This is a genomic window from Rahnella sikkimica, assembly GCF_002951615.1.
Lineage (GTDB): Bacteria > Pseudomonadota > Gammaproteobacteria > Enterobacterales > Enterobacteriaceae > Rahnella > Rahnella sikkimica.
Genome location: NZ_CP019062.1, coordinates 2,703,900 through 2,730,037 on the forward strand (window position 1 = coordinate 2,703,900; position 26,138 = coordinate 2,730,037).

The window sequence follows — 26,138 nt, forward strand, 5'->3', positions numbered from 1 at the left end:
TCCCGATGTCAAACAGGATACGCAGCCCGTTGGTTGTGGAATGCGCAGTGCCTCAAACGCGGCTGTGTGCATTTTTCGCCACCGCCGTCATGTGATAGTTGTCACGAAAAGGTGAGAAAAGATGAAATGTTAAAGTTTGGATCTGTGGCGGGAACGGCATTAAATCGTCATTTGCGTTGCAACAAGACAGCAACAGTTTTGCAAACGGTCACAATTCCTCGTGGTTTCCAATGACCGGTTATGACCGTTTGTGTGGAGTTGACCGTTTGGACATAAAAAAAGCGCCCTCAGGCGCTTGTGCATTCGAAGAAATTTTTATCTGCCACCCGCCAGATCGAGAAAGCTGCCGGTGACGTAGGAGGAGGAATCGGAGAGCAACCAGTAAATCGCCTGCGCGACTTCTTCCGGCTGGCCGCCGCGCTGCATCGGCAAATTGGCCTTCACGCGGTCAACGCGTCCCGGCTCACCGCCGCTGGCGTGCATTTCGGTATAAATCAGACCGGGCCGTACGCAGTTAACGCGAATACCGTAGGCCGCCACTTCCAGCGCCAGACCGGTGGTCAGGGTATCCACCGCACCTTTTGAGGCGGCGTAATCGACATATTCGCCCGGCGCACCCAGACGGGCAGCCGCCGAGGAGACATTCACAATCGTCCCGCCCTTTCCGCCGTGCCGGTGCGACATGATTTTCACCGCCTCGCGGCAGCACAGAAAATAGCCCGTCAAGTTGGTGGACAGCACTTTATTAATCCGCTCTGCCGAGAGGTTTTCAATCGTCGTCTGCTGGAACAGAATTCCGGCATTATTCACCAGCGCGGTGATTGTCCCGAGTTCTTCGCCCAGGCGTTTAAACATCGCGACCACCTGAGTTTCGTCGGCAATATCAGCCTGAAGGGCGATGGCTTTGCCACCGGCCTGTTGAATTTCATCAACGACGGATTGCGCGGCGGTTTTGTTATTCAGATAGTTGACACCGACGGCGTAACCTTGCTGCGCGAGGAGGATCGCGGTTGCACGGCCGATACCGCGGCTACCGCCGGTAACTAACGCAACGCTGTTCATAGAGGGAGCTCCTTTTGGAAAGTGCCGGAGATTTGGGAGGGATGTGACGTTGATTTGCTCCTCCCCCTGCGAAGGGGGAGGTTGGGAGGGGGTTAGCAGAAAAAACAATAATTTGGGGAAACTTCTATCTATGAATTTTGATGTAATACCCCACCCCAACCCTCCCCTTCGCAGGGGAGGGAGCCGTTCGAAGCCGGTTCAGGCCTTACTCGTAATCACTCATCGGCACACATGAACAGAACAAGTTCCTGTCGCCGTAAACGTCATCGAGACGCTTCACCGTCGGCCAGTATTTATTCTCATCACCTGCCGGGAACACAGCCACTTCGCGGGTATACGGGTGGTTCCACTCGTTCACCAGCTCATTTTGTACGTGCGGTGCGTTCACCAGCGGGTTATCGGCCAGCGGCCATTCGCCTTTCGCTACGCGGTCGATTTCACCGCGGATGGCCAGCAGCGCATCGATAAAGCGATCCAGCTCCACTTTGCTTTCGGATTCGGTCGGTTCAACCATCAGCGTACCCGCAACCGGGAATGACATGGTTGGCGCGTGGAAACCGTAGTCGATCAGACGCTTGGCGATGTCCATTTCGCTGATACCCACGGTCTCTTTCAGCGGACGGATATCCAGAATACATTCGTGCGCCACGCGGCCATCGCGGCCGGTGTAGAGCACCGGATACGCGTCTTTCAGACGGGTAGCAATGTAGTTCGCATTCAGGATCGCGACCTGGCTGGCTTGCTTCAAACCTTCCGCGCCCATCATGCGGATGTACATCCAACTGATGGGCAGGATAGACGCGCTGCCAAACGGTGCCGCAGAAACTGCGCCGTTTTGCGTCAGCACGCCGTCAATCTGCACGACGCTGTGGCCCGGAACAAACGGTGCCAGATGCGCTTTCACGCCGATCGGGCCCATACCCGGACCGCCACCGCCGTGCGGGATGCAGAAGGTTTTATGCAGGTTAAGGTGCGAAACGTCCGCGCCGATATAACCCGGCGTGGTGATGCCGACCTGGGCGTTCATGTTCGCGCCATCAAGGTAAACCTGACCACCGTACTGATGCACAATCTGGCAAACTTCACGGATGGTTTCTTCGTAAACGCCGTGCGTGGAAGGGTAAGTGACCATAATGCAGGACAGCGCATCGCCCGCTTGCGCAGCTTTCTCACGCAGATCGCTCAGATCAATGTTGCCCTGCTTGTCACAGGCCACCACGACCACCGTCATGCTCGCCATCTGGGCGGAAGCCGGGTTGGTGCCGTGCGCTGAACTAGGGATCAGGCAGATGTGACGGCTGCTTTCGTTACGGCTTTCGTGGTAACGACGGATAGCCAGCAGGCCCGCATATTCGCCCTGCGCACCGGAGTTTGGCTGCATACACACCGCGTCGTAACCGGTCAGTTGCACCAGCCATTGCGACAACTGACCAATCATTTGCTGATAACCGGCGGCCTGTTCTGTCGGGCAGAACGGGTGCAGTTCAGCAAATTCCGGCCAGGTGATTGGGATCATTTCGGCCGCCGCATTCAGTTTCATGGTGCAGGAACCCAGCGGGATCATGGCCTGATTCAGCGCCAGATCCTTTTTCTCCAGACGGTGCATGTAACGCATCATCTCGGTTTCGCTGTGATACTGATTGAAGACCGGGTGCGTCAGGATCGGATCCACACGCAGCATCGCGGCAGGGATCGAGTTGCTGTCGGTCGAGGCGGCTTTGTCCAGTTTGTCGATGTCCAGACCGTTGTCGTCACCCAGCAGGGCGGCGAACAGGATCTGCACGTCTTCACGGGACGTCGCTTCGTCGAGCGTCACGCCTACGGCACCGTGAATGTCGGTGCGCAGGTTCAGACCAAAGCTCAGCGCACGTTCCAGCACGGCAGCTTTGTCTTTGACTTCAACGGTCAGCGTATCAAACCAGGTGTTGTGACGCAGTGTCAGACCGCCCTGTTTCAGGCCAGAGGCCAGAATGTCAGTCAGACGGTGAATGCGTGACGCAATGCGTTTCAGGCCTTCAGGGCCGTGGAATACCGCATACAGGCTGGCAATATTCGCCAGTAAAACCTGCGAGGTACAAATGTTGGAGTTGGCTTTTTCGCGGCGGATATGTTGCTCGCGGGTCTGCATCGCCATACGCAGCGCGGTTTTCCCAGCGGCATCGCGGGAAACACCAATAATACGGCCCGGCATGGAGCGTTTGAATTCGTCGATACAGGCGAAGAACGCGGCGTGCGGGCCGCCGTAGCCCATCGGCACACCAAAGCGTTGCGCGGAACCGAAGACCACGTCAGCGCCCTGTTTGCCCGGCGCGGCCAGCAGAACCAGCGCCACAATATCAGCGGCAACGCTGGTCACAATTTTGCGGGATTTCAGCTCGCCCAGCAGCGCGGTGTAATCGTGAACTTCACCGGTGGTGCCGACCTGTTGTAAAAGCACGCCGAACACGCCTTCCAGATCGAGCACTTTTTCTGCTTTATCAACGATAACGTCAAAGCCGAAAGTTTCCGCACGGGTGCGCACAACGTCCAGCGTTTGCGGATGTACGTCATCCGCCACGAAGAAACGGTTGGCATCTTTCAGTTTGCTGGCGCGTTTCGCCAGCGCCATGGCTTCGGCGGCGGCAGTCGCTTCATCAAGCAAGGACGCAGAAGCCAGATCCAGACCGGTCAGATCCAGCGTCAGTTGCTGGAAATTGAGCAGCGCTTCGAGACGGCCCTGAGACACTTCCGGCTGATATGGCGTGTACGCGGTGTACCAGCCCGGATTTTCCAGCATGTTACGCAGGATAACCGGCGGCGTCAGTACCGCGCTGTAACCCATACCAATGTAGGATTTATAACGCTGGTTCTGGCTGGCAATGGCTTTCAGCTCAGCCAGCGCCTGATGTTCTGTCACGGCATCGCCGACGGCTGGTGGCCCCGGCAGCTGGATATCGACCGGAACGATCTGCTGGATCAGCGCGTTTAACGAGTCTGCACCGACCGTTTCCAGCATCTGTTGCTGCTGCTGAGAAGACGGACCAATGTGACGGCCGATAAAGGCTTCGTTGTTTTCGAGTTGGCTGAGAGTCTGAGTCATTTGCTACGCATTCCTGAAATCTGCTGGAGGTGTCTTGGGATACTGACAAAAGCTACGGGTCTTGAATTCGCCCCGCAAACGGGTTGCGGGGCGGATATGGCAGTCTTGATTACTCTTCGATTGAAGCTGAGTAGGCTTCGGCATCCAGCAGGTTAGCCAGTTCGGCTTCGTCGGAGGCTTTAATCTGGAACAGGAAACCTTCACCATACGGCGCGCTGTTGACCAGCTCCGGAGAACCTTCCAGTTCGCCGTTCACCGCCACGATTTCGCCGCTGATTGGGGAGTAAATATCGGACGCCGCTTTAACGGATTCCGCTACCGCGCAGTCTTCGCCAGCGGCCACTTCACGGCCCACTTCAGGCAGGTCGACAAAGACCATATCGCCCAGTAATTCCTGTGCGTGTTCGGTGATCCCTACGGTGTAAACGCCGTTGCCTTCTGAACGCACCCACTCGTGGGAAGATGCGTATTTCAAATCTGCTGGCACATTGCTCATCTTTAATCTCCTGAAAACGTTTTGAATTTTTATAAATCAGTTAAACGAATGGGTTACTGCGCCAGCGGTTTGCCGTTACGGACAAAGCCTGGCCTGGTGACTTTTACCGGCATTTCGCGGTTACGGATTTGGACAATAGCGTTGTCGCCAATGCCCGCCGGAACGCGTGCCAGCGCAATACTGTAGCCGAGAGTCGGGGAGAAGGAGCCGCTGGTGATCACGCCTTCCAGCGTATTGCCCGCGCCGTCGGTGAATCGCACCGGCAGTTCGTTGCGCAGCACCCCTTTCTCTGTCATCACTAAACCGACAAGTTGTTCGGTGCCCTGCTCGCGCTGTCTTTCCAGTGCGTCACGGCCAATAAAGTTGCGGTCTTCCGGTGCCCAGGCGATAGTCCAGCCCATATTGGCCGCCAGCGGTGAAACGCCTTCATCCATTTCCTGACCGTAAAGGTTCATGCCCGCTTCCAGACGCAGCGTGTCACGCGCGCCGAGCCCGGCCGGTTTAACGCCCGCGGCCAGTAATTTCTGCCAGAAATCAGCAACCTGCTCTTGCGGCAGTGCGATTTCATAGCCTGCTTCGCCGGTGTAGCCGGTGGTGGCAATAAAGAGGTCGCCCGCCTGCACGCCGAAGAACGGTTTCATGCCAGCGACGGCATGTTTTTGTTCTGCAGTGAACAGCGTTTCGGCTTTTTCTTTCGCCTGCGGCCCCTGAACGGCAACCAGCGCTAAGTCATCACGCACGGTCAGTTCGATGCCGTACGGTTCTGCATGCTGCGAAATCCATGCCAGATCCTTTTCGCGGGTCGCGGAATTCACCACCAGGCGGAAATAATCTTCAGTGAGGAAGTAAACAATCAGGTCGTCGATCACGCCGCCGGACGCATTCAGCATACCGGTGTAAAGGGCTTTGCCCGGAACGGTGAGTTTGGCGACGTCATTCGCCAGAAGGTAACGGAGGAATTCGCGGGTCCGTGCGCCGTGAAGGTCAACGATGGTCATGTGAGAGACGTCAAACATACCGGCGTCCTGACGCACAATGTGGTGCTCATCCAGCTGCGAGCCGTAATGCAAAGGCATCATCCAGCCGTGGAAATCGACCATACGCGCACCGCACGCCACGTGTTGTTCATAAAGCTGAGTCTGCTTAACCATCTTATTCCTCATGACGAAAAGGCTGCCTGAAAATGTAAAAATGACAGGGAGCGCAAACGATACCCTTCATCTGAACTTACCACTGAATCTCGCTGCTAACCATAAGATAAAATATGCGGAGCAGAACGAATGTCAGTAATTTCTCAGGGGCATTGTGCAGAGTTTTTGACTGGTAAACTGGGGTTTGTGGCGCAAAATCTACAAATAAACACCAAAAGTATCGATGTTATATAACGGCGAGGCCGGATTTCTCACCCTTTTCAGAATGAGGAATCCGGCCTCGGATTAGAAAAAATAATGGTAAAACCGAGCTGAAATTAGATTATTTCAATCGAAGTGAATCGTCCTGTAACCATTCAGGAAGATCGTTCAACCCCATCGCCTGACGGACCAGTTGCGGTTTCACGCCCGGCAAGGAATCCGCCAGCGTCAGGCCGATATCACGCAGTAATTTCTTCGCCGGATTATCCCCAGCAAACAGTTCACGGAAGCCCTGCATTCCCGCCAGCATCAGCGCCGCGCTGTGTTTACGGCGGCGCTCGTAACGACGCAAATACATGTGCTGACCGAAATCTTTGCCTTCTTTTTGCAGGCGTTTGATTTCGGAAGCCAGCTCGGCGGCGTCCATAAAACCTAAATTGACGCCCTGCCCGGCCAGCGGATGCACGGTGTGCGCCGCATCGCCCACCAGCGCCAGACGTGGCGCGGCGAAACTGCGGGCATAACGGCCGGTCAGCGGGAAGGTCACGCGTTCGCTTTCGACAGCACAAACGCCCAGACGCAGGTCAAATGTGCTCGCGAGAATTTTATTGAATTCTTCCGGTGCCAGGGCGCTCAGACGCTGCGCTTCATCCGGCGAAACCGACCAGACGATAGAAGACAAATGAGCATCCGCCAGCGGCAGAAACGCAAGAATACCTTCACCGTGGAAAACCTGCCGTGCGACAGACTGGTGCGGCTCTTCGGTGCGAATGGTCGCAACCAGTGCATGATGGCGGTAATCCCAGAACGTCAGCGGGATATCGGCATGCTGACGCAGCCACGACTGCGCGCCGTCAGCGCCGACCACTAAACGCGCGCTGAGCTGGCGGTCATCACTGAGGGTCACAAACGCGTCGTTTTCGCCCCATGCGACATTTTTCAGCGTCGCAGGTGCCAGCAGCGTGATGTCAGAAGCGTTTTCTACCCGCTGCCACAGGGCGCGGTGAATCACCTGATTTTCGATAATATGACCCAGATGGCTGAAACCGTATTCTTCGCCACGAAAGGCAATTTTACCGAAGCTGTCGCGATCCCAGACTTCCATTCCCTGATACGCATTCGCACGCTGGGCGATGATATTGTCCCAGACGCCGATATATTTGAGCAGACGCTCGCTGGCGGCATTGATGGCAGAAACGCGCAGGCCCGGCTGTTCCGGCAATGGCGAATCGAGATCCGGAAGCTGGTTTTCCAGCACGGCAACGCGCAGACCGCTGCCCTGTAATCCGCACGCCAGCGCCAGACCGACCATTCCGCCACCGGCGATAACCACATCAAAAGATTGCATAATTTTTCCTGTAAGGCCCGGCGCGGAATTAACGGTCAACCCAGCCGAGCGTCCGCCTTGTAAACGCATCGCGCAACGGCGTGATGCCTTCCATCGCCAGTAAACCCAGATTGCGGCCGACCATTAATGGCAGATAACGGTTGGCAAAGAGGTGGATCAGGCCGTCGGTTACACCAACGGTCGCCTGCTGGTCTGGCTGACGGCGGTTCTGATAATCGCAAAGTACGCGATAACTGCCGACGTCGTTGCCCTGCCCTGCGGCACCTGCCAGCGTTTCCGCCAGCGTCATCACATCGCGCAGGCCGAGGTTAAATCCCTGACCGGCAATCGGATGCAGCGTTTGCGCCGCGTTGCCCACCAGCGCCAGACGATGGCTGATATGGCTGTTGGCTTTCTGTAATTGCAGTGGATAACTGAAGCGTTTACCGGCCTGTTTCATAGTGCCCAGACGCCAGCCAAAGGCCTTTTGCAGTTCGCTAAGGAACTTCGCCTCGCTCCAGTGATCAATTTCTTCACGGGCTTCGCGCGGGTGGCACCAGACCAGCGAACTACGACCGTCGGACATCGGCAATAAAGCCAGCGGTCCGTTTTGGGTGAAGCGTTCGAACGCGCGGCCGTTATGCGGTTCGCTGGTGGCGATGTTGGCAATGACGGCAATCTGCCCGTAATCCTCGCGCTGCCAGCTGATACTACAGGCTTTCGCCAGCGACGAATGGGAACCGTCGGCGGCGACCAGCAGTTGCGCGGTCAGGGTTTCACCGCTGTCGAGCGTGACACTCGCGCTGTCAGTTTGTCGCTGAACATCAACCACTTTTGCCGGGCAATGCACCGTCACGCCGGGCGCCTTGCTGAGCATGGCAAACAGACGATTACCGACTTCATGCAGCTCAACAACATGACCCAGCGCTTCAACACCGTAATGCGCCGCCGTGAGATTCACAAAAGCCGCATGACCGCGATCGCTGACGTGAATGTCACGGATAGGCGTCGCAATTTTTGCCAGTGCCGGCCAGATCCCGACGCGCGCCAGTTGCTGAGAGGTTCCCTGCGCAAGCGCAATTGAACGGGCGTCAAAACCCGGATGTCCGTGTTCTTGCGGCGCAGTGGCTTCCACCAGATGCACCGGCAGACGCCCCTGCGTCAGCGAGGAGATCGCCAGCGCCAGCGTGGCACCGGTCATTCCGCCGCCAACAATCACTATGCTCATAGAGAAACAATGCTCATATTATTTACGTGCCGCCGCCATTAAGGCTTCGATATCATCGGCTTCTTTCACCACGTCGCCGGTCAGAATTTCGATGCCAGTCGCGGTGATCAGAATGTCGTCTTCGATGCGAATACCGATGCCGCGATACGCTTCCGGGACGTCGGCGTCCGGCGCGATGTACAGACCCGGTTCCACGGTCAGCACCATACCCGGTTCCAGCGTACGGCTGCGTTCTGCCGAGCCGTAATGGCCGACGTCATGAACATCCAGCCCCAGCCAGTGAGAAAGGCCGTGCATAAAGAACGGACGGTGCGCCTGTTCGGCATACAGCGTGTCGACGTCGCCTTTCATCACGCCCAGTTTCACCAGACCTTCAATCATCACGCGCACGGCCGCTTCGGTCGCTGCCTGAATGCTGCTGCCCGGCTTTAAAATCTCCAGTGCTTTGTATTCTGACGCCAGCACGATGTCGTAGATTTCACGCTGCGCTTTGCTGAATTTGCCGTTCACCGGGAAGGTACGGGTGATATCGCCCGCGTAGCCTTTGTATTCGCAACCGGCGTCGATCAGCACTAAATCGCCGTCACGCATTTCACATTCGTTTTCGGTGTAGTGCAGAATGCAGCCGTTTTCACCGCTGCCGACAATGGTGTTGTAGGAAGGATAGCGCGCGCCGTGACGGTTGAATTCGTGGTGAATTTCGCCTTCGAGCTGATATTCGAACATGCCCGGACGGCATTTTTCCATCGCGCGGGTGTGCGCCAGCGCGGTGATTTGCCCCGCACGGCGCATAACCGCGATTTCTTCGGCGGATTTGAACAGACGCATGTCATGAACCCACGGACGCCAGTCAGTGACGGTCGCGGGTGCGGCGAAGTTCTGACGAAAACCTTTACGCAGTTTTTCCATCGCACGGTTAACGATTTCATCGGCATAGGCATATTCGCCCTGCGCGTGATAGACCACATCGAGGCCATTGAGCAGCAGGTGAAGCTGGTCGTTGATGTCGCCGAAAGGCAAGGCTTTGGTCACGCCCAGCTTAGCCGGTGCCGCTTCCTGCCCCAGACGACGCCCGAACCAGATTTCAGCGGTGAGATCACGCACGCGGTTAAACAGCACGCTGTGGTTATGATTTTCATCACTTTTTACCAGAATCAGAACGGCTTCCGGTTCGTTGAAACCGGTGAAATACCAGAAGTCACTGTTCTGACGATACGGATATTCACTGTCGGCGCTGCGCGGGGCTTCGGGGGCCGCAAAAATTATCGCAGCGCTTCCCGGGGCCATCTTCGCTAACAGCGCCTGGCGACGGTTCTCGATCTCTTGCTGAGTCATCACTTTCTCCTGAAATCGTTTTAGTTCGTTGTTATTAAACAGGCTCTCAAATAATCAGTGCAACGTACGGGCATTTTCCGGTGCAGACGGCAGGCTGTGGCCGAATTCGCCAAAGCACAAAATGGCCGCCACACGCACGTACTCCACCACTTCTTCTAAAGATTGCGCCAGTTGTTCCTGATCTTCATCTTCGTCGTAGCCAAGTTGCGCGATGCTACGCAAATCGTCGATGGCTTCGCCCACTTCGCCTTTCACTTTCGCGAGTTTAGGCTGCATCATGCCAAGGCCGAGAAGGAAATGGTTGACCCAACCGGCGAGCGCGTCGGCACGTTCGAAGACGCTTTTGTCATCATCGGGCATCATCATTTTAAATTCGAAGCTGTCATCTTCCAGCGTATCGGACGTGACTTTGCGTAGCTGTTGCAGCAAATCTGCCAGCGTATGCGGGAAGGCCATGCCTTCGTTGGTCAGATCATGCACCATCGTCAGCCAGCTGCCGTCGCGGTTGCCGCCACACAGTAAGCCACTGATCAGACCGTGCATTTCTGCTGCGGTCAAAGCAACCGATTGTTGTTTCAGGTTTTGATCCAACGAATCGTAAGTAGGGTAAGTATTCTCAATAGACATGCGCATTCGCCATCGTTGGCAGGTTAAGTTCGTGTTATGCTACCACCAAGGTCTGTCGTAGTACCAGATTAGCAGCCCGCAATCAGGCTCACTTTGGCCTGAATGGCACGCCCTGAACAATCGGGCAGCAGTCAGCCGGTCATGGGGTTGTAACCTGGTATTGAGATAGTTATAGTGGCGCCCGCTTCCAACATCCTGCGCCAGGTCGTAGTGGTCACGTTGGGGCGGACGAATAAATCAGCAGGAAGGTGGCATGTCTGCACAACCGGTAGATATTCAAATTTTTGGTCGCTCTTTACGGGTGAATTGTCCGCCAGAACAACAGGAAGCACTGAATCTGGCAGCTGAAGATCTTAATCAGCGGTTGCAAGATCTTAAAGTTCGCACTAGAGTCACCAATACAGAGCAACTGGTTTTCATCGCGGCATTGAACGTATGTCACGAACTTGCTCAGGAAAGGTTGAAAACGCGCGATTACGCATCCAATATGGAACAACGTATTCGGATGTTGCAACAAACCATCGAGCAGGCATTGCTCGAACAAGGCCGGATCTCTGAACGTGAAGGGGCGCCTTTCGAATAAAAAACGTTGCTGATGTGGCTCGTCACAGGCCAGTCAGAAACGGTAAAAAATTTCTCTGAGATGTTCGCCAGCGGGCCCGTCCCCTGAGCCGATAATTAGTACCAACAGAATGTGATGATCCGTAATCGGTGCGCATGCTCGGTCCGTCCGAGAAGCCTAAAGACTGCGACAGCACGTTCACCTTGAACCATGGGTTCAAGGGTTACAGCCTGCGACGGCATCTCGGAGATTCCCCTTTCTTTTCGGTACATCCCTTTCTGGTTTTTGTATCTATGTCGCACACTCCTCAGTTTGCTTCTGCCCGACAAAATATCCGTACTGAAATTCGCCAGCGCAGAAAAAATCTGACTGCCTATCAGCAAGCACAGTTTGCCCTTCAGGCCGCTGACCGCGTTGCCGCACATCCTAAAATTCATTCGGCAAAAACAATTTCTGTCTTTCTGTCTTTCGACGGAGAGCTTGATACCGCACCGCTGATTCAGCGCCTGTGGCAGGAAGGAAAAGAGCTTTGTCTGCCGGTATTGCATCCTTTTTCGCCTCATCATCTGTTGTTCCTGCGCTATACACCTGAAACGCCGCTGGTGCGCAATCGTCTTAAAATTCTTGAGCCGCAGCTCGATGTCACGCAGGTGTTGCCGTTGTCACAGCTGGATATCATTCTGACGCCGCTGGTGGCGTTTGACTGCTACGGGCAACGTCTGGGTATGGGCGGCGGGTTCTATGACCGCACGCTGGAACACTGGCAGGATGGCGGTCCGTATCCGATTGGCTTAGCGCATGATTGCCAGCAGGTGGATGCCTTACCGGTGGAACACTGGGATGTGCCTTTGCCGCAGGTGATCACGCCGGGCAAAGTGTGGACGTGGTAAAGACCGGCTAACTGTTAATACTCCTCTCAGATATTACGCCCTTCAGAAAATTCCCCTTATACATACCGTTACACGCCGAAACCAATCCCTCACGGACAATAAAATCCGTCATGTCTATTATCTTCTCAACGGCCCCGCAGTGGGGCAGACACATAAACCGATATCTCTGAGGAATTAAACATGAAAAAAGTATTAGCTCTGGTTGTAGCCGCTGCAATGGGTCTGTCTTCTGTCGCTTTCGCTGCTGAAACTACAGCAACGCCGGCACCGGCTGCGACAGCAACGACTGCTGCTCCGGCTCCTGCTGCCAAGCACGTAACCAAACACAAGACTCATAAGAAAGTAGCTCAGAAAGCGCAGGCAGCTAAAAAACACGTGAAACACGCTAAGAAAGCGACTCCGGTAGCTCAGAAAGCGCAGGCAGCTAAGAAACACGTGAAACATGCTAAGAAAGCGGCTCCGGTAGCTCAGAAAGCGCAGGCAGCTAAAAAACACGTGAAACACGCTAAGAAAGCGGCTCCGGTAGCTCAGAAAGCGCAGGCAGCTAAAAAACACGTGAAACATGCTAAGAAAGCGGCTCCGGTAGCTCAGAAAGCGCAGGCAGCTAAGAAACATGTGAAACATGCTAAGAAAGCTGCTCCAGCTGTAAAAGCAACACCAGCAGCATAAGAAGTGACCAAGAAGTCTTTGTGAGGCATTAACTCACAATTACCAAGACTGATAAATTTACACCCGGTTCGCCGGGTGTTTTTTTCTCCAGTTTTTATCCTGAGGTACTCCGGATGATGCTGCGCCGCTTTCAGTTCGAAATCACCCTGTCTTCGCTGATCCTCTGTGGTCTGGTCAGCCTGTTCTTTTACTTCTGACATTTTCGTGAAATGCCCTGAGATGACGCCCGTCACCGGCTCAACACATTGAGCAATCAGGCAAAAGACTCATCAAATACTTTCTTCCCGTCGGCGGGAAATGGCATAAAAAAACCGCCTTTCGGCGGTTTATGTTGTTTCACTGTGCAAGCTTATCAGTAAAGCAGACGCGCACGGATAGTGCCCGGAATCGCTTTCATCAGTTGCAGTGCAGTGGTCAGCGTGGTGATATCCGTTTCTGCATCGATAACCACATAACCCACTTCAGGGCTGGTTTGCAGATATTGCGCCGCAATGTTAATGCCCTGCTCCGCGAAAATCTGGTTGATGCTGGTCAGCACGCCCGGACGGTTTTCGTGGATATGCAGTAAACGGCTGGCTTTCTCGGTATGCGCTGGCAAAGAGGCTTCCGGGAAGTTAACCGCTGACAAGGTAGAGCCGTTGTCAGAGTATTTCGCCAGTTTACCCGCCACTTCCAGACCGATACCTTCCTGCGCTTCCATGGTGGAACCGCCGATGTGTGGCGTCAGCAGCACGTTATCAAATTCGCACAGCGGAGAATTAAACGGATCGCTGTTGGTCGCTGGTTCTTCCGGGAAGACGTCAATAGCCGCACCGGACAGATGTTTGCTGCGCAGCGCATTGCACAGGGCAGGAATATCGATCACCGTGCCGCGTGATGCGTTGATCAACAGTGCGCCCGGCTTGATTTGTGCCAGTTGCACTTCGGAAATCATGTCTTTGGTCCCTGGAGTTTCAGGCACGTGCAGTGTCACGACGTCGCTGGTGCTGAGCAATTCTTCCAGCGTCGCAATCGGCTGCGCATTACCTAACGGCAATTTGCTTTCGATATCGTAATAGAAGACGCGCATCCCCAGGCTTTCCGCCAGAATACCGAGCTGTGTCCCGATGTGGCCGTAGCCCACAATACCCAGACGTTTACCGCGTGCTTCAAAAGAGCCGACGGCCAGTTTGTTCCAGATCCCACGGTGAGCTTTGGCGTTGGCCTCAGGGATACCGCGCATCATCAGCAACATTTCACCCAGCACCATTTCGGCGACGGAACGGGTGTTGGAGAACGGTGCGTTAAACACCGGAATACCGCGACGGGTTGCCGCCTTCAGATCTACCTGATTGGTCCCGATACAGAAACAGCCTACAGCCACCAGTTTTTCTGCTGCCTGGAACACTTCTTCGGTCAGCTGAGTACGCGATCGGAGTCCAACAAAGTGCGCATCACGGATCGACTCTTTCAGCGATTCCGTATCTAAAGCACCTTTGTGAAATTCAATATTGGTGTAACCCGCTGCGCGGAGTGTATCAACCGCACTTTGGTGGACGCCTTCCACTAACAAAAATTTAATCTTGTCTTTCTCAAGTGATACTTTTGCCATTTCCCGACCCTATATTTTTTCTGGCTGAATTCGAACTGCTAGGTGACTGCTCACAGTCAACATAACAAAAAATACGCCATCATCAATACAAACGATTGCCTGCCCGCCAGCAGAAGGCTCACCGAGCTTGTTGGTTTTCAGCATTTCCTGCTGGTTAGATTTTGCAGAGCGAGACGTTCTGGAGGTGCCGGTCAGAAATGTGACATAAGTCACCAAATTAAGGCTTTTGAAGAAAAGATGATTCAGTCAGAAAATTATCATCTTCATAACATTGTGTTATGACAGGGGGATGACTGGCTGCATTCAGCGAAAGCAGCCAGATCTTCTGCTTATTGATGTGTTACTTCAGCGTGACAGTTTTTACGCCTTCAGAAGTGCCCACCAGCGCAACGTCAGCGCCGCGATTGGCAAACAGCCCTACCGTCACCACGCCCGCAATTCCGTTGATCTTATTTTCCATCGCGACGGCATCAAGAATGCTCAGATTATGCACGTCGAGAATGATATTGCCGTTGTCAGTCAGAACGTTCTGGCGGTATTCCGGCAAGCCGCCGAGTTTCACCAGTTCGCGCGCAACGTAAGAACGCGCCATCGGGATGACTTCTACCGGCAGCGGGAATTTACCCAGCACATCAACTTGTTTAGACGCATCCACAATACAGATGAATTTTTTGGCGATAGCCGCAATGATTTTTTCGCGGGTCAGCGCCGCGCCGCCGCCTTTGATCATCTGCATGAAGCCGTTGATTTCATCCGCGCCGTCAACGTAAACGTCCAGCGAGTCCACTTCGTTGCTGTCGAAAACGTGGATACCTAAGCTTTTCAGCTTTGCCGTTGAAGCATCGGAGCTGGACACTGCGCCTTCAATCTGGCCTTTGATCGACCCCAGTGCATCGATAAAATGAGCGGCGGTGGATCCGGTCCCGACACCGACGATGGTCCCCGGTGTCACGTAATCCAGTGCGGCCCAGCCGACTGCTTTTTTCAATTCTTCCTGCGTCATAATGGCTTCTCTGTCTGATAACGTAAGTGGCGTGAATACGGAAAAGTGTCGGTGATTATAAAGCATGTCCCGCCAGATTGGGCAGACAAGAGCGTCGCCAGATCACACTTATTAAGTGCAATTGTGTTGTAAGCAGCCCGATTTTCCTCACCACAAATCCTGACAATCTGTGGCATAGTGTCCGGATAAAATTAAATCTAAGGGACAGTACTCCGATGAAACGCCCGGACTATAGAACACTACAGGCACTGGACGCGGTGATCCGTGAGCGCGGTTTTGAGCGCGCCGCACAAAAGCTTTGCATCACCCAATCGGCGGTCTCTCAGCGCATTAAGCAACTGGAAAATTTATTCGGCCAGCCTCTGCTGGTGCGTACCGTGCCACCCCGTCCGACGGAACAGGGGCAGAAATTGCTGGCGTTGTTGCATCAGGTGGAATTACTGGAAGAAGAGTGGCTCGGCAGTGACAGTAACAGCGACAGTAATGATACGCCGCTGCTGCTTTCGCTGGCGGTCAACGCCGACAGTCTGGCAACCTGGCTGTTACCGGCGCTGAAATCTGTGCTGGTCGATTCGCCTATCCGCCTGAATTTGCAGGTCGAAGATGAAACCCGGACACAAGAACGTCTGCGCCGCGGTGAAGTGGTCGGCGCGGTGAGTATTCAGCCGCAGCCGCTTCCGAGCTGTCTGGTCGATCAACTCGGTGCGCTGGATTATCTGTTTGTTGGCTCTAAACCTTTTGCTGACCGTTATTTCCCGAACGGCGTGACCCGTTCCGCGCTGCTGAAAGCGCCAGCGGTTGCGTTTGATCATCTCGACGACATGCATCAGGCTTTCCTGCAACAGAACTTCGATTTGTCACCGGGCAGCGTGCCGTGTCATATCGTTAACTCGTCGGAAGCCTTCGTACAGCTGGCCCGTCAGGGCACCACCTGCTGTATGATCCCGCATCTGCAAATCGAGAAAGAGCTGGAAAGCGGCGAACTTATTGACCTGACGCCCGGCCTGTTCCAGCGCCGGATGCTGTACTGGCATCGCTTTGCGCCGGAAAGCCGCATGATGCGTAAAGTCACCGACGCCCTGCTGGCACACGGCCATCAGGTGTTGCGTCAGGACTGATTTCCCCCCGCAGTACAAAACAAAAAACCCGCCGAAGCGGGTTTTTTACATGGACGTCTGCCTCTGAGTATCCGAAATAATTCGAGTTGCAGGAAGGCGGCAAGCGAAGGAGTCCCGATGAGCTTACTCAAGTAAGTGATTCGGGTGACTGAACGCAGCCAACGCATCTGCAGCTCGAAGTATGAAAGATATTAACGCTGGAGTTCGAACACCACATCCACCTGATCATCAAAGTGAATGCTTTGCTGTTCGTAGGTTTCAGCGGCATCATTTTGCGTCGGTGCGGCGGCGGCTTTAAACATCCGCGCAACCGGCATTGGCTGGTAGTTCGCTACGTGATAACGAATGCTATAAACCGGCCCCAGCTTGGTGTGGAAGCCTTCCGCCAGCGATTTTGCCTGCTGCGTCGCGTTATCAATGGCCTTCTGACGCGCTTCATCACGGAAACGAGCAGGATCTGCGACACCCAGTTCAATCGAACGGATTTCATTCAGGCCGGATTTTAACGCGCCATCCAGCAAATCGTTCAGTTTATCCAGCTGACGCAATGTCACCTGAACCTGACGCACCGCGCGGTAGCCTTTCAGCTCTGAACTGCCGTCTTTCAGGTAGTTGTATTCCGGCTGTGTGCTGAGATTCGCGGCATTGATGTCTTTCTTTTCAATTCCGTTTTTCTGCAGGAAACCAAAATATTCCGCGACACGATCGTCGGCTTGTTTCTTGGCGCTCGCGGAATCTTTTGCCGATACGCTCACTTCAATCGCCAGCGTCGCGATATCCGGTGTGGCGTCAACGCTTGCCGTACCTGATGTCACCACGTGCGGCCCGGCAGGAACTTCTGCCGCGTGCAACGCCAAAGGTAAAGTCCCTAATCCCAACATCGCTGCTACAGCTAATGCTTTCAGTTTCACAGTGCCTCCATTAATCATTAAAGATCTGGCAATAGATAGTTCAGTCAATCCGCAAAACCGTAGCATAAACTGTTACAACTGAAACTAAGATTAGTGACAAAAACTCAAAATACGCCGGTCTGGCGCGCCAGCTGAATGGCGATCCCCCACATAATGGTACCGACGATAAAGTTGATGACGCGCTGCACTTTCCCGGTGTTCAGCCACGGCGCGAGCAATGCCGCGAGGATCGCCAGCCCGAAGAACCACAGCACAGAAGCACTCACCGCACCCAGCGCAAACCACGAACGTTCATCTGGGCTCAGGCTTCCGCCCAGGCTGCCCAGCACGACAAACGTATCGAGATAAACGTGCGGGTTGAGCCAGGTCACCGCCAGCATACTGACGACAATTTTCCAGCGGCTTTGCCTGGCCACTTCGGCCTGCGCCAGTTCCGGATTTTTGCTGAACGCCGTACGGAATGCGCCCCAGCCATACCACAGCAGAAATGCCACACCGCCCCAGCTCACCAGCGCCAGCAACAACGGCGATTTGCTCAGCAGCGCGCTGCCGCCAAATATGCCGCCGCAAATCAGCACGATATCGCTCAGCGCGCATAAAGACGCAATCATCAGATGATACTGGCGGCGAATGCCCTGGTTCATCACAAACGCATTCTGCGGCCCGAGGGGTAAAATCATTGCGGCGCTCATCGCCAGTCCTTGCAGGAAAACAGCCAGCACGTGAATATCCTTAAAGAGTGAGTAACAGAGATTGCGCGCAGTGTAAGGGCTTTCGTGTCATTAGAGGAAATGGATATTTCTAATCGGTCATTAGCCTGGCTTATTATTTAAAAAGACGATTTTCAGACACAAAAAAGGCGCCCGAAGGCGCCGGTTGAAAGCTGCGACGTTATTCCGCAGGCTGTGCGTTTTTATCCCCAACGACCGGTGCCGCCGGGTACAAATGAACATCCATTTGCGGATACGCAATGTTGATATTGTTGGTATCCAGCGCGCGTTTGAACGCTTCCAGCAAATCCCAGTAAATTTCCTGAGCATCGCCGTTGGTGCTCCAGACGCGTACCACAAAATTCAGCGTTGATGCGGCCATTTCGTTCAGACGAATGGTCACCCCTCGCTCATGCTGAATACGCTTGTCAGCGGCAATAATATCGCCCAGCACTTTCTTCACGACATCAATATCAGAATCATAGCCAACGCCCACGATGATTTCGGTCCGACGATTCGGCTCACGCGAGGTATTGATGATGTTACCGGCGATGATTTTACCGTTCGGCACGACGATCATTTTGTCGTCCGGCGTCAGCAGCGTGGTGGAGAAAATCTGCACCTGCGTTACGGTACCGGCTACGCCACCCAGATCTACATATTCGCCCGCACGGAACGGACGGAAGATCACCAGCAGCACGCCGGCGGCAAAGTTAGACAACGAGCCCTGCAACGCCAAACCGACGGCCAAACCGGCGGCACCGATAACGGCAATGACCGACGTGGTTTGCACGCCGATTCGCCCCAGAACCGCAATCAGCGTGAACGCGATAATCGCGTAGCGCACCATGGCGGAAAGGAAATCGGAAACGGTCAGGTCAATACCACGAATTTTCAGAACCCGGCTGACAGCACCGGAAACGATACGGGCAACAATCAGCCCCACAATCAGAATAAAGATGGCGGCCACAATATTCACAGCATAGTGAAGCAGTAAGGCCTGGTTTCTCACCAACCAGTTGCCAGCACTGTTAATGCCGTCCACAACGTTCAAATCATCCATTTAGCGTACCCCAAATAAAACCCTGTCGGGCTGAAAGAAACCAAAGCTGCCCGATACGACGGGCAGCAAGTGCTCTTTAAGGTTAACGAACAATGCGATGAAGTGCCAACTACCAACGCTAAAGGTGAACAGATTAGGAGTTTACACGACTGTTTTTCAACGATTCCTGCGTTTTGAACGCCTGGAGTGGTCCTCTTCCGCTCAGCGTAAAGGCCGAAATTACCGTGAACGTCAGCGCCACCAGACCGAGGATCAGATACGTGCCGTGGAAACCGATGCGGTCGTACATATTCCCGGCGAAAACGGACATGAACATGATCGCAACCTGTTTGAAGAAGCAGAACGTCACCAGATAAATCGTCGCGGAGAAACGCACTTCAAACACTGATGTGATGTATTTGAAGCAGCCGACAATGAGGAACGGCACTTCAAACATGTGCAGCGTTTTCAGCACCACCACTTCGAGCGGCGATGAGGCAAACGACGAGCCGATGATGCGGATCGACATAATCGTCCCGGCCAGCAGCAGCGCATTTTTCCCGCCAATACGGTTCACGATAAGCGGTGCGAAGAACATGATGCAGGCGTTCAGCAGCTCGCCCATGGTGGTGACGTAACCGAATACGCGCGTACCTTCGGATGACGAATCAAAGAACGAGGTAAAGAAGTTGGCGAACTGCTGGTCGAAGACGTCGTACGTACAGGACACACCGATCACGTACAGCGCCAGGAACCACAGTTTGCGATCTTTGAGCAGCTCAAGCGCAATCTTCAGGCTGAATGGTTTGGTGTTCGCCCCCAGTTCGTTCACCACCCGCGCGGTGGATGTCACTTCCGGTTTGGCGATCAGCAAAAGAATGGCGAGGATCACCGCACAGCCGGAACCGAGCCAGAAAACAAATTCATTGTTGATGGTGAACATGATGCCGACCACCGACGCGCAAAGCGCCCAGCCGACACAACCGAACATCCGCGCACGGCCAAATTCAAAGCTGCTGCGGCGGCTGACTTTTTCGATATACGCTTCAATTGCAGGCGCACCGGCGTTGTAAATCAGGCCAAGATAAATCCCGCCGACCACCGAACCGAGATAAATATTAATTTTCAGCAGCGGGCCGAACACGTAAATAAAGAACGGCGCGAAGAGAACCAGCATGCCGGTGATCACCCAGAGCAGATGCTTTTTCACGCCCAGTTTATCGGCCAGCAAACCAAACACCGGCTGGAATAACAGGGAGAACAGCGAAATGCTGGCAAATATTATACCGGTGTCACTTTTGCTGATCTGATTGATGTCGTGCAGCCAGATCGGGAAGAACGGGAAATACGCACCCATGATGAAAAAGTAGAAAAAGAAGAACAGCCCGAACATCCAAAAGTTAGTATTTTTCAGGTAATACATAAGCAGTTTCCTTACGACTGAAAACTGCGCCGCAGCGGGTTAACGCCACGGCGCGGGATGTCAGGCACGTTTCCAGGTGAACGAATAATGATACTGACCGGCAGTTAGCAGGAAATCCGGGCTGACGCTTGGACTCCAGGAATCATCACCGCCGACGCCCATATGGAAGCCGTCGATGTTCAGCCATGTCCCCTCTTCTTCACGCAATAAATGGCGGTGGCTGGTGTCCATCAGCTGTTGCAGGCTGTAGCGGCTCAGCCCAAAGTGGAAATTGCCCCGTAACGTCCATCCGGCGTATTCCAGTTCACGCGTCTCACCGCGCAAACCGCTCTCGGTCGGGAAAACGTAAGGCGTATACAGTTCGCCGAGTGGCAATGTCCAGCGGCCATGTTGTGCAGCCAGACGGCGATCCGGATAGTTTTCATGCGGCCCCAGTCCCAGCCAGCGGACGTTCTCAGCGGTGTCTGCCAGCTGGCAGGTCATGCCGATGCGTCCCGGCGACGGCACGTTTGACGCCACGCGAACATCCGCGCTGATATGCAGTTCGCCCTGATTGTCGATACGGTAAATTTTGCGGCTCAGCAGCCGGGTTTCTCCGCCAGCAAGATAAGCGTGCGTGGTGTTGACGACCACGCCGTCCTGAAGCTGACCGGCGCTGATGCTGATTAACTGCGATTCGAGCTGATACATTCCGGCAGCTTTCCAGCGTTCCACCCACGCATTCGGATCAATACGCGTGGTTTCGCTGACACCGATATCGTTATCCACCGGCGCGCGGACAAACTGGTCGCGAAGCGCTGAAAGCAGGCGCGGCGTTTTGCCATCGAACCACTGTTCCAGCAGGCCGCTCTTCTGGCTGAACTGCCAGCGTTGCGCACCATGAACCACAGAAATATTCCCGTCCTGAATATCCAGAACCGGTGCAGCGGCAGAGATTTCCTCCGGCTCCGGCAGGCTCAGCGCCTGCGGTAACTGCCACTGATCCCACGCACTGCGGTGACCGGCTTGCGACCACGCCGTCGCCTGCGGCTGATGCACGGCCACGTTCAGCCACAAATCGCCGCCGGCTTTCGGGATTTCCCCCAGTTCGAGTTTTTGCACGCCATTCGGCGCAATATTCAGCGCGTCTTCGCCCTGTGCAATCACCTCGCCATCGCGTTCGATACGCCACACCAGCTGTTCGTTATCGCTGCGGCGGAACAGGTATTCGCTTTGAATTTCCAGTGTGAGAGGCGATGTGCTGACCAGTGAAAACTGGAAGAACTGTTGTGCGCGCTGCGCTTCAAACAGTGACGGATGCGGCGTGCGGTCGGCAAAGACCAGGCCGTTCATGCAGAACTGACGGTCGTTTGGCGTATCGCCAAAATCGCCGCCATAGGCCATATGGCGCTCGCCGTTTTCGTCCGTTTTCAGCAGGCTTTGATCCACCCAGTCCCAGACAAAACCGCCCTGCAAGCGCGGGAACTGACGGAAGGCTTTCCAGTATTTGTCAAAGCCGCCAAAGCTGTTGCCCATCGCATGAGCGTATTCGCAGAGGATCAGCGGACGCGTTTCATCCGGCATGCTGATCCACTTTTTGATAGACCATTTCGGTACCGCCGGGAATGGCTGATCCTGCTCCACGCGGGAATACATCGGGCAGATAATGTCGGTCGCCGCGCTGTTGGCACCGCCGCCTTCGTACTGCACCGGACGCGTCGGATCGACGGATTTGATCCAGCGGTACATCGCGTCGTGGTTCGCGCCGTGGCCGGATTCATTGCCCAGTGACCAGATGATGATGCACGGATGGTTGCGGTCGCGCTGAACCATGCGGGTAACGCGTTCGCTGAACGCATTGAACCAGACCGGATCGTCCGATAACCGGTTCATCGGCTGCATGCCGTGAGTTTCGATATTGGCTTCATCGACCACGTACAAACCGTACTGATCGCAAAGTGTGTACCACAGCGGATGGTTCGGATAATGCGAGCAACGCACCGCATTGAAGTTGTGTTGTTTCATCAGCACGATGTCGCGGCGCATGGTCGCTTCATCCATCACCTGACCGTTTTCAGGGTGATGTTCGTGACGGTTGGTTCCGCGGATCAGCACCGGCTGACCGTTAACTTTCAGCAATCCGTTGCTGATTTCAACCTGACGGAACCCGACGTCGCAGGCTTCGGCTTCAATCAGCTGGCCTTGCGGAGAGATCAGGGAAATGACCGCGCGGTAGAGCGAAGGCTGTTCGGCGCTCCACAATTCCGGCTGGCTGACCGGCAACCGCAGCGTGGTTTTATCAAATGCGCTGCCGCGTTCATCAATGATTTCACTGCCCAGCGACTGCTGATGTTCTGCAACCGGCTTATCGCCCTGCCAGAGCTGCACGCGAATCTGATAATCCGTAGCATTTTCCTGCGGCACGGCGGCGCTGACCTGCACTTCCAGTTCAGCCTGCGTGAAACCGTGGAACAGATGCGTTCGAACCTGATAATCCGTGATCTGCTCCTCCGGTTTGTGCAGCAAGGTGACGTCGCGGAAAATGCCGCTCATGCGCCACATGTCCTGATCTTCCAGATAGCTGCCGTCGCTCCAGCGCAGCACCATCACCGCCAGCCGGTTTTCACCCGCGTGCAGCACGTCGATGAGATCGAACTCAGCCGGTAAACGGCTGTCCTGGGAATAGCCGATCCATTTGCCGTTACACCACAAATAGAAAGCAGAATTTACGCCATTGAACACAATGCGCGTCTGGCCGCTGCTCAGCCAGTCTTTATCCATATTGACTGTGAGCGAGTAACAACCCGTAGGATTTTCTTCCGGCACAAACGGCGGATTGACCGGGATCGGGTACTGAACGTTGGTGTAAATCGGCGCATCATAACCGGCAAGCTGCCAGTTAGACGGCACCTGAACCTTGTCTGCATCCGCGAGATCGCGTTCTAACCATTGCTCCGGCACGGATTCCGGCCGGTTAAAATAGCTGAACTGCCATTCCCCGTTCAGGGAACGGGCACTAACAGAACCCTTATTCTTTCTGGCTTCTTCACTTTCCCGCCAGCTGTTAAAAGGCGGGTGCGCCGCAAGGCGGTTATATTGCGTCGACGACGGTTTTTCCCAGTCACGACGCCCCAGAACCGTGGCCAGTGACGACATTTTTTCGTCCGCTGATAGTGTCATAAAGTTCCCCATTCAAAATTGTTATGCGCTCACAATAATATAAACATGCGTAACGGGAACGATTAAGTAAAGCAGGGGAATGCGGGAAAGGGACGCGGATCACAGATCCCGCGCCGGAGAAGCAGGAAAAGTGAATCAGCGCGGGCTAAGCTGGCGGGCGATGCGGAGAAGTTCCTGCGACAGTGCTTCCTGGGAAACGGCGGACTCACCGGGTTTCGACGTTGTGTGGCGTTCCACCAGAGACGTCGGCAACAACAGCGAAGATTGCTGCTTATCGCCATGAATATGCAGATGATCGACCAGCCGGTTGACGCTTTCGTGCCCGAGCAGGCGGAAATCCTGCTTGATGGTGGTCAGCGGCGGGAAGAAAAACGCGCTGTCTTCGGTGTCGTCGTAGCCGACCACGGAAATTTGTTCCGGCACGCGCAGGCCATATTCATGTACCGCACGCAGCACGCCCAGCGCCATCTGGTCATTAGCAATCAGGATCGCCGTAGGCCGCACCGGCTGGTTGAGCAGCAATAATGCCTGCTGGTAACCGGAAGCCGCGCTCCAGTCGCCGTGCTGCACCGCACAGGGCGTAATCTGGTGCTTTGCCAGCGTACTCAGCCAGCCTTCGTAGCGCAGTCGCGCGGAGATGGATTCCAGCGGGCCGGTCAGCACCGCAATTTTCTGATGCCCCAGCGCCAGAAGGTGTTCAACGCCCTGCTCTGCCCCGCAATGCGGATCGAACAGAATTTTAAAGACCTCAGCCTGCGGATCGACATCCAGAAACAGCACCGGCAAATCGCCACACAGCTGCGCAATCGCGCCCGCATCATCGTTCGAGAGCGGCACGTTGATCAGCACGCCATCAACGCGCTGCGACATCAGTTCGTTCACCGCTGTACGGCAGGCCGAAAGGCTCAGGTTATCAATCATCGAAATAACGACGTTAAAACCTAACTGATTGGCGCGGGTTTTCATGGCGGAAGCAATTTGTGACGGCGCATGAAGCGCGAGTTCGGTAGTCGCCAGCCCCAGTGTATAACTCTGTTTTCCGGCCAGTTGCTGCGCGACGCGATTCGGCACGTAATTGAGCGCAGCCATAGCCTGTTCGACTTTATCCCGCGTCTTTGCCGAGACGTGCGCCGCCTGATTCAGTACGCGCGAAACGGTCTGATAGGAAACGCCCGCCTGACGTGCGACGTCGTCGAGGGTGACAGATTTTGGCTTCATGGCTCTCTCTTCGGGGATTCATGCGGGAATGCACTGGACGGGTTATTGTGGCCGGAAAGCAGACAATAAAAAAGGGGCCGAAGCCCCTTTGGTTATGATCCTCACATTCCGGTGGTCAAGCACCAGAAGGATAAGAATTACAGTACGTCGATTGCGTTCAGTTCTTTGAATGCCAGTTCCAGGCGAGTCACCATGGAAGCCTGTGCAGAACGCAGCCATACGCGCGGGTCATAGAATTTCTTGTTAGGTTTGTCCGCGCCTTCCGGGTTACCCAACTGACCTTGCAGGTAAGCTTCGTTTTTCTTGTAGAACTGCAGAATACCGTCCCAGTTTGCCCATTGGGTATCGGTATCGATGTTCATTTTGATAACACCGTAGCCTACAGATTCTTTGATTTCTGCTGCAGTTGAACCGGAACCGCCGTGGAACACGAAGTTCAGGCTGTTGTGTGGCAGGTTGTGTTTCTTACAAACGTATTCCTGAGAATCACGCAGGATCGTTGGAGTCAGTTTAACGTTACCTGGTTTGTACACGCCGTGAACGTTACCGAATGACGCAGCGATAGTGAAACGCGGGCTGATTGCGTTCAGTTTTTCGTATGCGTAATCAACGTCTTGCGGCTGAGTGTACAGTGCAGATGCGTCCATATGGCTGTTGTCTACGCCATCTTCTTCACCACCAGTACAACCCAGTTCGATTTCCAGAGTCATGTCGAGTTTTGCCATGCGAGCTAAGTACTTGCTGCAAATTTCGATGTTTTCTTCCAGAGATTCTTCAGACAGGTCGATCATGTGAGAAGAGAACAGAGGTTTACCGGTTTTCGCGAAGTGAGCTTCACCCGCGTCCAGCAGACCGTCGATCCAAGGCAGCAGTTTTTTCGCGCAGTGGTCAGTGTGCAGGATGACTGGCACGCCGTAATGTTCTGCCATCTGATGCACATGGTGTGCGCCAGAGATTGCACCCAGGATTGCCGCGCCTTGTGGCACGTCAGTTTTCAGGCCTTTACCTGCGATGAACGCAGCGCCACCGTTAGAGAACTGAACAATAACTGGTGAACGGACTTTCGCAGCAGCTTCGAGAACGGCGTTGATAGAGTCGGTGCCTACGCAGTTTACCGCTGGCAGTGCAAATTTGTTTTCTTTAGCAATAGCGAAAACTTTTTGTACATCATCACCAGTGATAACGCCTGGTTTTACGAAATCAAAAATTTTAGACATAGTTCTTTGTCCTGTATTCGTCGGCCGTAGATGGATTGAATCGGTTTGCTATGTCGCGCGAGTTCCACTGTGCAGCCCCTCGCGCGGCAAAGAAGAACGAACAGCCTTATGCCGTTCGT

The 26,138-nt window shown here is 54.5% G+C and carries 22 protein-coding genes and 1 other RNA gene; 6 read left to right on the top strand and 17 right to left on the bottom strand.

The features are described 5' to 3' along the window. Positions 1-315: 315 nt before the first annotated feature. The 8 genes from BV494_RS12585 to BV494_RS12620 form a co-directional block, all read right to left on the bottom strand. Positions 316-1,062, bottom strand: a complete 747-nt coding sequence (locus BV494_RS12585) for an SDR family oxidoreductase (protein ID WP_104923179.1) — start codon at positions 1,060-1,062, stop codon at positions 316-318. Positions 1,063-1,267: 205 nt separating this feature from the next. Then, positions 1,268-4,141 (bottom strand): aminomethyl-transferring glycine dehydrogenase, encoded by a 2,874-nt coding sequence (gene gcvP, locus BV494_RS12590; RefSeq protein ID WP_104923180.1) that lies wholly within the window; start codon positions 4,139-4,141, stop codon positions 1,268-1,270. A gap of 109 nt (positions 4,142-4,250) precedes the next feature. Beyond that, positions 4,251-4,637 carry a glycine cleavage system protein GcvH gene (gcvH, locus tag BV494_RS12595; RefSeq protein WP_104923181.1) on the bottom strand — a complete coding sequence of 129 codons (387 nt, stop codon included), beginning with the start codon at positions 4,635-4,637 and terminating at the stop codon, positions 4,251-4,253. A gap of 53 nt (positions 4,638-4,690) precedes the next feature. Next, the gene (gcvT, locus tag BV494_RS12600) at positions 4,691-5,788 is read right to left on the bottom strand and encodes a glycine cleavage system aminomethyltransferase GcvT (RefSeq protein WP_104923182.1); all 1,098 of its coding nucleotides are present in this window, start codon (positions 5,786-5,788) and stop codon (positions 4,691-4,693) included. A 322-nt stretch (positions 5,789-6,110) separates the two neighbouring features. Then, entirely contained in the window at positions 6,111-7,337 is a 1,227-nt protein-coding gene (ubiI, locus tag BV494_RS12605; protein ID WP_104923183.1) for an FAD-dependent 2-octaprenylphenol hydroxylase, read from the bottom strand. Between the two features lie 28 nt (positions 7,338-7,365). Then, entirely contained in the window at positions 7,366-8,544 is a 1,179-nt protein-coding gene (ubiH, locus tag BV494_RS12610) for a 2-octaprenyl-6-methoxyphenyl hydroxylase (protein ID WP_104923184.1), read from the bottom strand. Positions 8,545-8,562: 18 nt separating this feature from the next. After that, complete coding sequence (pepP, locus tag BV494_RS12615; protein WP_104923185.1) at positions 8,563-9,879, bottom strand: Xaa-Pro aminopeptidase; 1,317 nt, start codon at positions 9,877-9,879, stop codon at positions 8,563-8,565. A gap of 54 nt (positions 9,880-9,933) precedes the next feature. Continuing rightward, positions 9,934-10,506 carry a YecA/YgfB family protein gene (locus BV494_RS12620; protein ID WP_104923186.1) on the bottom strand — a complete coding sequence of 191 codons (573 nt, stop codon included), beginning with the start codon at positions 10,504-10,506 and terminating at the stop codon, positions 9,934-9,936. A gap of 253 nt (positions 10,507-10,759) precedes the next feature. On the opposite strand from BV494_RS12620, the gene zapA reads away from it, so the two are divergent. From zapA to ydgU, 5 genes are all read left to right on the top strand, one after another. Continuing rightward, positions 10,760-11,089 carry a cell division protein ZapA gene (gene zapA, locus BV494_RS12625; protein ID WP_013576788.1) on the top strand — a complete coding sequence of 110 codons (330 nt, stop codon included), beginning with the start codon at positions 10,760-10,762 and terminating at the stop codon, positions 11,087-11,089. Between the two features lie 49 nt (positions 11,090-11,138). Further along, positions 11,139-11,322, top strand: a non-coding RNA gene (gene ssrS, locus BV494_RS12630) — 6S RNA. Between the two features lie 39 nt (positions 11,323-11,361). Continuing rightward, positions 11,362-11,958: a 5-formyltetrahydrofolate cyclo-ligase gene (locus BV494_RS12635; RefSeq protein WP_104923187.1), complete on the top strand. Its 597-nt coding sequence runs from the start codon at positions 11,362-11,364 to the stop codon at positions 11,956-11,958. A gap of 180 nt (positions 11,959-12,138) precedes the next feature. Continuing rightward, on the top strand, positions 12,139-12,627 hold the full coding sequence (gene asr / locus BV494_RS12640) for an acid resistance repetitive basic protein Asr (RefSeq protein ID WP_104923188.1): 489 nt from the start codon (positions 12,139-12,141) through the stop codon (positions 12,625-12,627). A gap of 116 nt (positions 12,628-12,743) precedes the next feature. Further along, entirely contained in the window at positions 12,744-12,824 is an 81-nt protein-coding gene (ydgU, locus tag BV494_RS26480; protein WP_456095398.1) for a small membrane protein YdgU, read from the top strand. 155 nt (positions 12,825-12,979) lie between these two features. On the opposite strand, the gene serA is transcribed toward ydgU, so the two are convergent. Both serA and rpiA read right to left on the bottom strand, forming a co-directional pair. After that, a complete protein-coding gene (gene serA, locus BV494_RS12645) occupies positions 12,980-14,218 on the bottom strand; it encodes a phosphoglycerate dehydrogenase (RefSeq protein ID WP_104923189.1) in 1,239 nt (412 codons plus the stop codon). A gap of 340 nt (positions 14,219-14,558) precedes the next feature. Continuing rightward, on the bottom strand, positions 14,559-15,221 hold the full coding sequence (gene rpiA / locus BV494_RS12650) for a ribose-5-phosphate isomerase RpiA (RefSeq protein ID WP_104923190.1): 663 nt from the start codon (positions 15,219-15,221) through the stop codon (positions 14,559-14,561). Positions 15,222-15,436: 215 nt separating this feature from the next. On the opposite strand from rpiA, the gene BV494_RS12655 reads away from it, so the two are divergent. After that, positions 15,437-16,339 carry a LysR family transcriptional regulator ArgP gene (locus BV494_RS12655; protein WP_056773177.1) on the top strand — a complete coding sequence of 301 codons (903 nt, stop codon included), beginning with the start codon at positions 15,437-15,439 and terminating at the stop codon, positions 16,337-16,339. Between the two features lie 191 nt (positions 16,340-16,530). On the opposite strand, the gene BV494_RS12660 is transcribed toward BV494_RS12655, so the two are convergent. From BV494_RS12660 to fbaA, 7 genes are all read right to left on the bottom strand, one after another. Next, on the bottom strand, positions 16,531-17,250 hold the full coding sequence (locus BV494_RS12660; RefSeq protein WP_192938005.1) for an oxidative stress defense protein: 720 nt from the start codon (positions 17,248-17,250) through the stop codon (positions 16,531-16,533). 104 nt (positions 17,251-17,354) lie between these two features. Continuing rightward, entirely contained in the window at positions 17,355-17,972 is a 618-nt protein-coding gene (gene argO / locus BV494_RS12665) for an arginine exporter ArgO (protein ID WP_104923192.1), read from the bottom strand. A gap of 169 nt (positions 17,973-18,141) precedes the next feature. Further along, positions 18,142-19,023: a small-conductance mechanosensitive channel MscS gene (gene mscS / locus BV494_RS12670; RefSeq protein ID WP_104923193.1), complete on the bottom strand. Its 882-nt coding sequence runs from the start codon at positions 19,021-19,023 to the stop codon at positions 18,142-18,144. A 133-nt stretch (positions 19,024-19,156) separates the two neighbouring features. Then, positions 19,157-20,425 (bottom strand): MFS transporter, encoded by a 1,269-nt coding sequence (locus BV494_RS12675; protein ID WP_104923194.1) that lies wholly within the window; start codon positions 20,423-20,425, stop codon positions 19,157-19,159. A gap of 60 nt (positions 20,426-20,485) precedes the next feature. Further along, positions 20,486-23,584 (bottom strand): beta-galactosidase, encoded by a 3,099-nt coding sequence (locus tag BV494_RS12680; RefSeq protein ID WP_104923195.1) that lies wholly within the window; start codon positions 23,582-23,584, stop codon positions 20,486-20,488. 135 nt (positions 23,585-23,719) lie between these two features. Then, the gene (locus BV494_RS12685; protein WP_104923196.1) at positions 23,720-24,802 is read right to left on the bottom strand and encodes a LacI family DNA-binding transcriptional regulator; all 1,083 of its coding nucleotides are present in this window, start codon (positions 24,800-24,802) and stop codon (positions 23,720-23,722) included. A 137-nt stretch (positions 24,803-24,939) separates the two neighbouring features. Next, entirely contained in the window at positions 24,940-26,019 is a 1,080-nt protein-coding gene (gene fbaA, locus BV494_RS12690; protein WP_104923197.1) for a class II fructose-bisphosphate aldolase, read from the bottom strand. Positions 26,020-26,138 lie beyond the last annotated feature (119 nt).

Coding starts and splice junctions, on each gene's coding strand:
- asr (WP_104923188.1), top strand. CDS start 12,139: ATGAAAAAAGTATTAGCTCTGGTTGTAGCCGCTGCAATGGGTCTGTCT.
- BV494_RS12685 (WP_104923196.1), bottom strand. CDS start 24,802: ATGAAGCCAAAATCTGTCACCCTCGACGACGTCGCACGTCAGGCGGGC.
- ubiI (WP_104923183.1), bottom strand. CDS start 7,337: ATGCAATCTTTTGATGTGGTTATCGCCGGTGGCGGAATGGTCGGTCTG.
- BV494_RS12585 (WP_104923179.1), bottom strand. CDS start 1,062: ATGAACAGCGTTGCGTTAGTTACCGGCGGTAGCCGCGGTATCGGCCGT.
- gcvH (WP_104923181.1), bottom strand. CDS start 4,637: ATGAGCAATGTGCCAGCAGATTTGAAATACGCATCTTCCCACGAGTGG.
- mscS (WP_104923193.1), bottom strand. CDS start 19,023: ATGGATGATTTGAACGTTGTGGACGGCATTAACAGTGCTGGCAACTGG.
- BV494_RS12655 (WP_056773177.1), top strand. CDS start 15,437: ATGAAACGCCCGGACTATAGAACACTACAGGCACTGGACGCGGTGATC.
- gcvP (WP_104923180.1), bottom strand. CDS start 4,141: ATGACTCAGACTCTCAGCCAACTCGAAAACAACGAAGCCTTTATCGGC.
- ydgU (WP_456095398.1), top strand. CDS start 12,744: ATGCTGCGCCGCTTTCAGTTCGAAATCACCCTGTCTTCGCTGATCCTC.
- zapA (WP_013576788.1), top strand. CDS start 10,760: ATGTCTGCACAACCGGTAGATATTCAAATTTTTGGTCGCTCTTTACGG.
- fbaA (WP_104923197.1), bottom strand. CDS start 26,019: ATGTCTAAAATTTTTGATTTCGTAAAACCAGGCGTTATCACTGGTGAT.
- rpiA (WP_104923190.1), bottom strand. CDS start 15,221: ATGACGCAGGAAGAATTGAAAAAAGCAGTCGGCTGGGCCGCACTGGAT.
- ubiH (WP_104923184.1), bottom strand. CDS start 8,544: ATGAGCATAGTGATTGTTGGCGGCGGAATGACCGGTGCCACGCTGGCG.
- BV494_RS12635 (WP_104923187.1), top strand. CDS start 11,362: ATGTCGCACACTCCTCAGTTTGCTTCTGCCCGACAAAATATCCGTACT.
- BV494_RS12680 (WP_104923195.1), bottom strand. CDS start 23,584: ATGACACTATCAGCGGACGAAAAAATGTCGTCACTGGCCACGGTTCTG.
- BV494_RS12620 (WP_104923186.1), bottom strand. CDS start 10,506: ATGTCTATTGAGAATACTTACCCTACTTACGATTCGTTGGATCAAAAC.
- BV494_RS12675 (WP_104923194.1), bottom strand. CDS start 20,425: ATGTATTACCTGAAAAATACTAACTTTTGGATGTTCGGGCTGTTCTTC.
- gcvT (WP_104923182.1), bottom strand. CDS start 5,788: ATGGTTAAGCAGACTCAGCTTTATGAACAACACGTGGCGTGCGGTGCG.
- serA (WP_104923189.1), bottom strand. CDS start 14,218: ATGGCAAAAGTATCACTTGAGAAAGACAAGATTAAATTTTTGTTAGTG.
- pepP (WP_104923185.1), bottom strand. CDS start 9,879: ATGACTCAGCAAGAGATCGAGAACCGTCGCCAGGCGCTGTTAGCGAAG.